At 50.8% G+C, this 6,122-nt stretch carries 5 protein-coding genes; 1 reads left to right on the top strand and 4 read right to left on the bottom strand.

Annotated features, from left to right (window positions below; genetic code table 11):
• Window positions 1-138: 138 nt before the first annotated feature.
• Window positions 139-1,866, bottom strand: a complete 1,728-nt coding sequence (gene rpoN, locus NK638_RS11510; protein WP_274633116.1) for an RNA polymerase factor sigma-54 — start codon at window positions 1,864-1,866, stop codon at window positions 139-141.
• 448 nt (window positions 1,867-2,314) lie between these two features.
• On the opposite strand from rpoN, the gene NK638_RS11505 reads away from it, so the two are divergent.
• Window positions 2,315-3,214 carry a carbon-nitrogen hydrolase family protein gene (locus tag NK638_RS11505; protein ID WP_274633115.1) on the top strand — a complete coding sequence of 300 codons (900 nt, stop codon included), beginning with the start codon at window positions 2,315-2,317 and terminating at the stop codon, window positions 3,212-3,214.
• Between the two features lie 107 nt (window positions 3,215-3,321).
• Here NK638_RS11505 and NK638_RS11500 read toward each other — a convergent pair whose 3' ends face one another.
• The 3 genes from NK638_RS11500 to NK638_RS11490 form a co-directional block, all read right to left on the bottom strand.
• The gene (locus tag NK638_RS11500) at window positions 3,322-4,416 is read right to left on the bottom strand and encodes a tyrosine recombinase XerC (RefSeq protein WP_274633114.1); all 1,095 of its coding nucleotides are present in this window, start codon (window positions 4,414-4,416) and stop codon (window positions 3,322-3,324) included.
• Window positions 4,417-4,488: 72 nt separating this feature from the next.
• On the bottom strand, window positions 4,489-5,376 hold the full coding sequence (dapF, locus tag NK638_RS11495) for a diaminopimelate epimerase (RefSeq protein WP_100748787.1): 888 nt from the start codon (window positions 5,374-5,376) through the stop codon (window positions 4,489-4,491).
• A 115-nt stretch (window positions 5,377-5,491) separates the two neighbouring features.
• A partial coding sequence (locus NK638_RS11490) for a diaminopimelate decarboxylase family protein (RefSeq protein WP_446739838.1) occupies window positions 5,492-6,122 on the bottom strand: 631 nt, incomplete at its 5' end.

The following is a 6,122-nucleotide window of genomic DNA, read 5'->3' as shown; positions in this document are numbered from 1 at the left end:
TAAAAAATAGTCTCTGTCGGTGCCATGGTTGAATGTTCAACACGCCCTAGTTTTTGAGCATATAAAATAAAATGAGCTGAAGACATATCTATTCGAAGATAAGCGCTTGAATATAGTGCTTGATGATAAAAAGATGCGTTAGTATTTTTGTTTACGCTGGGTGGAAGAGCCGATATTCATCGCTTCACGGTATTTGGCCACCGTACGCCGAGCGATATCGATACCATCAGCCAATAGCGTCTCTTTGATACGGCTGTCGGATAAGGGCTTTTTGGGGTCTTCGTCAGCAATCAGCTGTTTTATCATGGCGCTAATAGCGGTCGATGAGATATCACCATCTACGCTACTGACATGCGAAGAAAAAAAGTGCTTAAGCGAAAATAAGCCCTGCGGTGTCAAAATGGTTTTGCTGGTGGTCAAGCGTGAGACCGTCGATTCGTGCAGCCCGACCTCATCGGCAATGACTTTGAGAACCAATGGCTGCATGGCGGTGGCACCCTGCTGCAAAAACGCTTGTTGATGATGCACGATGCTGGTCGCGACTTTTAGTAGGTTTTGGTTGCGCTCTTCGATACTCCTGATAAACAATCTGGCATCGGTGAGGTTGTCACGCAGATACTGATTATCAGGGCTATCATCACCGCGCTTGACCAAACTGGCGTACTCTTGATTGACCCGTAGCTTGGGTAGCATCTCAGGGTTTAGGCGTACTTGCCAGCCGGCCTCCTGCGCGTCAGGCAAACCCGTAGGGCGACGAATGGGTGTAACCAGCACATCGGGTATGTCGTAGCTGTCTGGCGACTGAGCATAATCAGGCTGATTTTTTTGAAAGACGACGCCTGGTAACGGGGTCAATGTGCGCAGTAACGTCAAGGCAGGCATGATGTCCTCAGGAGTCAGCCCTGTGTGCTCGGTCAATGCCTTGATATTATTGCTGACCAGATACTCACTGGCAGATAAAAGCGCGTGAGCTTCTTTTAGATATGCGGTACTAGGATCGAGCTTTGCGAGCTGCAGGGCAAGGCATTCGCTTAAATCACGAGCGCCAACGCCAAGTGGATCGCAAGACTGGACAATACGAAGCACGGCCAATATCTCATCGCGCTCGACCCGCTCCTCCCACTGATAAAAGCTGGCCATGGTATCCAAGCTCTGTAACAACTCATCGATATCGAGCCGAACAAACCCCATCTCATCCATCGAATCTATCAAATATTCAGCGATCAAAGTATCGGTGTCTGATAAACGCTTAAAGTTTAATTGCCAGCGCACATGGTCTTGAATGGTGGCAGAGGTACCCCCTTGATAGCTATTAAAGTCCTCATTCGCGTGCGGCGCGCTGCTGCTAGTTGGACTGCTCGCGGCGGATGCATAGTTATCAGCACTATAATTATCGATACTATAGTTATCGGTACGATAGTCAGTGGCATTGTCATCATCATTGTAGGCCGCTGCGTCGAAGTCCGTTAGATTATCATCACTTGCAGGATCGCCGTTTGTCTCCAGACCGGCTATCGCCAAATGGTCTATGTCTATGTCTACGCCACTATCTGCCCCATACTCGTCCGTCTCTTTTGTGGTGCTACTAAACGCATCGGTGGCCGTCGTCTGATTCCAGTCATCAAGCGTCAAGCTATGCTCAGCTGTCTCCATACTATCGTTCACGCTGCTGTCAGAGCCCTCACCGTCGCCATATTCTTCATCGTCCTCGATGCGTTCGAGCAGAGGATTGCTATCGAGCTTGGCCTGAACCTCTTGCGCCAGCTCAAGACTAGAGAGCTGCAGCAACTTAATGGCTTGCTGCATCTGCGGGGTCAGCTTTTGTGAGGTGCTCAGCGTGGTTGCCAATCCGAACGACATACTCATGGGTGGCTTATTACACTCCGACGATGGTGATAGTCAATAAACAACTGGCTAAGATCATGATTTAGCCCAAACAGGACACGACGATAGCATTTTTTGTTGCAATTTTGCTACGATAATTTATGCCTAGCCCAGATACGCTTATTTTACTATTACTATAAAACCTTCTAAAATCAATGTTTTTGCTATCATCGTTGGCATGCCGACACAGCCAACTGGCAAAGCCTGCAAAAGCTCAATATTAGGGCGTGTCCTCAATTCAATCGATAGCCATCTAAATGGGCTAAAAATGGCCAAATTTTGCCAACCATCGTCAAATAGCTGGCTAATATCTCGATATTATCTGCGCTATTTTCCTTGTTTGGCGGCAATTTATCTCATTTTTATCGCCATTTTTAAAATGAGGATACGCCCTAAAATAAACGACAACTATAATACAATTGAGAATATTATGAACCACAACCAAGCAAGCGACCAATCATTTGCCGTCGCTGCCATTCAAATGAATAGCCAGCAGGACATCGAGCAAAACCTAGCAGACATCGAGACGGCCATTAGCGCCGCTTCCCAGCAAGGCGCTCACATGGTGGTGCTACCAGAAAACTGCTGTAGCATGGGGCAACAGTCTGCCACAGCCGAGCGCTTCGATGAGCTATCATCGACGATAGCAGGCTATGCCAGTACTCATGGTATCTATGTGCTGGCAGGCTCATTGCCTTGTCCTTATCGCCCTGATGGTATTGTTGTCCCTGATGGTAGGCTGCGTCAAGTCAGCCAAGTGTTTGCCCCTGACGGTACGCGCGTGGCCCGCTATGACAAGATTCATCTGTTTACTGCGACAGTCGCTGACAAAACAGGCAGCTATAATGAAGCGGCGACCTTTGAGCCTGGCACCCAAACCGTCGTAGCGCCTCTAGAGACTGAGGATACAGTCTACCAGCTGGGTATGATGGTCTGCTTTGATTTGCGTTTTCCAGCGTTGGCTCAGCGCCTGCGTCAAGCTGGAGCGGATATGCTGAGTGCTCCTTCAGCCTTTACTTATCTGACTGGGCAAGCGCATTGGTCACTGCTGCTACGGGCACGAGCACTAGACAGTCAATGCATGGTGATTGGGGCGGCGCAAGGAGGAGATCACACTTATCAGGACGGTCACACACGGCAGACATGGGGACATGCTGCCATCACCGCTTATGATGGCACGGTGCTCAGCAGCTACGACGACAGTGAGCCACAAAAAACGAGCACCACAGAAAACCAGCGCTATGCCATGGTGATGGCGTCTTTAGACAAATCGCAACAGCAGCAAGGACGACAAAAACTGCCGATTTTTGACTGTCATCGTTTGGCATAAAGCTGTCTGACAAAAGCTGCCTGACAAATAATTTGATGATTAAATTGTTAATAGGGCAATGCCGTCACATGGCACAAGACGATAGAACCTTATAGGTAAGGCCAAACCTACTCGGTATCACCATCAACTTGTGTGTGAGTGGCACGCGGATGAGCGCGGTCATAAACCTGCGTGAGCTTGGCAAAATCAACATGGGTATAGATCTGTGTGGTGCTGATATCACTGTGCCCGAGCATTTCTTGTACCGCACGCAGGTCGCCACTGCCGGAGAGCATGTGTGAGGCAAAACAGTGACGCAGCAAGTGTGGATACATGTTTTGGGCGATACCAGCGCGGGCAGCGGCTACTTTTAGACGCTGCTGCACCGCTCTGGTCGATAGGCGGGTGCCCAGCTTTTCACTGATAAACAGCGCGGCGTCCATCTGCTCAACCCACAGCTCACGGTGCGGCAGATAGCGGCGTATGGCTTCAGCGGCTTTGCGCCCTAGCGGTAGCAAACGCGTTTTGTTGCCTTTTCCTGTGACGCGCACGCGTAAGTCAGACAAATCGATATCGCTTACATCAAGTGCCACCAGCTCGCCGACACGAAGACCACTGCTATAGAGCAGCTCAAACATCGCCTTATCACGTAACCAAAGGCGCGCCTGCTCTGGAGTATCGGGCATTTCTTGCTCAAGCAATTGGGTGAGTAAATCGACATCCGCGATAGATGGTAGAGGTCTGGCACTGCGTTTGAGCTGATAGCCAGTGGTTGGGTTGATACGGGCTAAGCCCTCCTCTATCAGCCAACCATAAAAATGGCGAATGGCGGACAGCTCCTGTTGGACACTGGCCAGGGCAAGCTTGTCTTCATCGAGGCGCTGGCTGATATGCTGAGCCAACTGACGTTTGTCACAGCGCGTCCATGTCAGACGCTTGCCCCGCAAAAACAGCGCCAACTGATTTAACCCAGCAAAATAAGCCGTCAAGGTGTGCTCAGAGTGATTGCGTACCGACAAGGTGTTGAGCCAGCGATGCACTGGGGACAGCAGCTCACGCAGTGCCGCATCGGCCTCTCTGCTTGTCGACAGCGAGCCTGAGCGCCACGCTTGTGAGGCGTCGTCTACTGCTAATGCCGCTTCTTGCTCTACCTCTTTATGTAAGTCTTGTTTTTGACTGGTGCGTCGCCGCCCTTTGTTATGAGACGCCCTTTTGCTGGACATGGCCATTGCTGTTACCTACTCGCCAAACGTACACGTACCTACTCGCTAAACGTACACGCTGGGCATTTTTTATTAACCCTCAGAGCTTGGTTTGATACCCGCTTGCGCCATCAGCCCATCCGGACTAAACACTCCTTCGTAGACAAAGGCCGTCGGGCCGGTCATCATCACCGAATAACCAGGCTGCCACTTGATAATCATACTACCGCCATATAGCTGCGCGCGTATCTCTTCGCCCTCGTCGAGCCAGCCTTCACGAATACCGACGGCCACCGCCGCACAGGCACCTGTACCACACGCTTGGGTCTCGCCCACGCCGCGCTCATAGACACGCAAGCGAATGTGCCGCTGATTCATGATTTGCATAAAGCCGACATTGACCCGCTCTGGAAAAGCAGGGTGCGACTCGATGGCTTTGCCTAGCATTTCGACATCGGCGCTTAGGACGTCATCGACCTTGATTACCGCATGAGGATTTCCCATATTGGCCACATAAAGCTGCACAGGCGTGCCATCGACATCGAGATGATAGGCGTTTTGAATCTTGGTAGTGGCTTTTGGAGTAAAGGGAATCTCGTCTGGCTCAAACTTGGGCTTGCCCATATCGACCTCGACCCAGCCGTAACGGTCGGTGGTCAATGAGATGATGCCGCTGGCCGTCTCGACACGCAGACGCTGCTTAAATGATAGCTTTCGTGCCTGCACAAAACGAGCAAAGCAGCGCGCGCCATTGCCGCACTGCTCTACCTCTGTACCATCGGTATTAAAAATACGATAGCTAAAATCCACGTCAGGACGCATCGGCGGCTCGACGACCAATAACTGATCAAAGCCGATACCGAGATGACGATCGCCCAACAATTGCACCAACTCTCTGGTGAGATCTAAGCGCTGAGTCACCAAATCGATGACCATAAAATCATTGCCCAGACCATGCATTTTTGTAAATTCTATTAGCATACCCTTGATATCCTATCCTAATTTTTATGTATGCGTTATATTAGCACGCTGTCAGATACAATGATAATTATCACCGTTAAATACCCAATGATCGTCATCCGTTCGGCCATACTGGCTAGGGCGCGTCCTGCCACAGCCGCTCATCTGCATAGAGCGCCTCGACTGTCTCGCGCTGGCGAATCAGTTGATGACGCTCGCCCGCTACCATGACTTCACTGGCGCGCGGACGCGAGTTGTAGTTACTACTCATGGTAAAGCCATAAGCCCCCGCTCCTGTGATGGCTAACGTATCACCTGTCTGTAAGGATAGCAGACGATCTTTTGCCAAAAAGTCGCCCGTCTCACAGATAGCGCCAACCATATCCCACGCTTGGGTATCAGCCGTCTCGATACCAGCGCTTGGCAGCACAGTTGGTATCACTGCCATTTCAGCCTGATAGAGCGCTGGACGGATCAAATCATTCATTGCCGCATCGACGATGGCAAAGTTTTTGTGCGCCGTCGGCTTGAGGACATCGACGCGGGTCAACAGCACGCCTGCATTGGCCACGATGCTACGGCCCGGCTCAAAAAACACCGTCAATCCCAGCTCACTCAGCTTAGGCAGTAACGCTTGCGCAAAGTCCTCGATAGATACTGGCATCTCGTCAATATAGCGGACGCCAAGACCCCCGCCCAAATCGATATGACGCAGCTCAATACCGTTATCACGTAAGCCCTGTATCAGCTCAATGACTTTATCTAAT

Origin of the sequence: Psychrobacter sp. A3 (assembly GCF_028823565.1) — a bacterium.
GTDB classification, from domain to species: domain Bacteria; phylum Pseudomonadota; class Gammaproteobacteria; order Pseudomonadales; family Moraxellaceae; genus Psychrobacter; species Psychrobacter celer.
This window is presented reverse-complemented; position numbering and strand designations above follow the sequence as displayed.

Bases quoted from the DNA above. Each gene is read 5' to 3' on its own strand.
- NK638_RS11505 (WP_274633115.1), top strand. From the start codon at position 2,315: ATGAACCACAACCAAGCAAGCGACCAATCATTTGCCGTCGCTGCCATT.
- dapF (WP_100748787.1), bottom strand. From the start codon at position 5,376: ATGCTAATAGAATTTACAAAAATGCATGGTCTGGGCAATGATTTTATG.
- NK638_RS11500 (WP_274633114.1), bottom strand. From the start codon at position 4,416: ATGTCCAGCAAAAGGGCGTCTCATAACAAAGGGCGGCGACGCACCAGT.
- rpoN (WP_274633116.1), bottom strand. From the start codon at position 1,866: ATGAGTATGTCGTTCGGATTGGCAACCACGCTGAGCACCTCACAAAAG.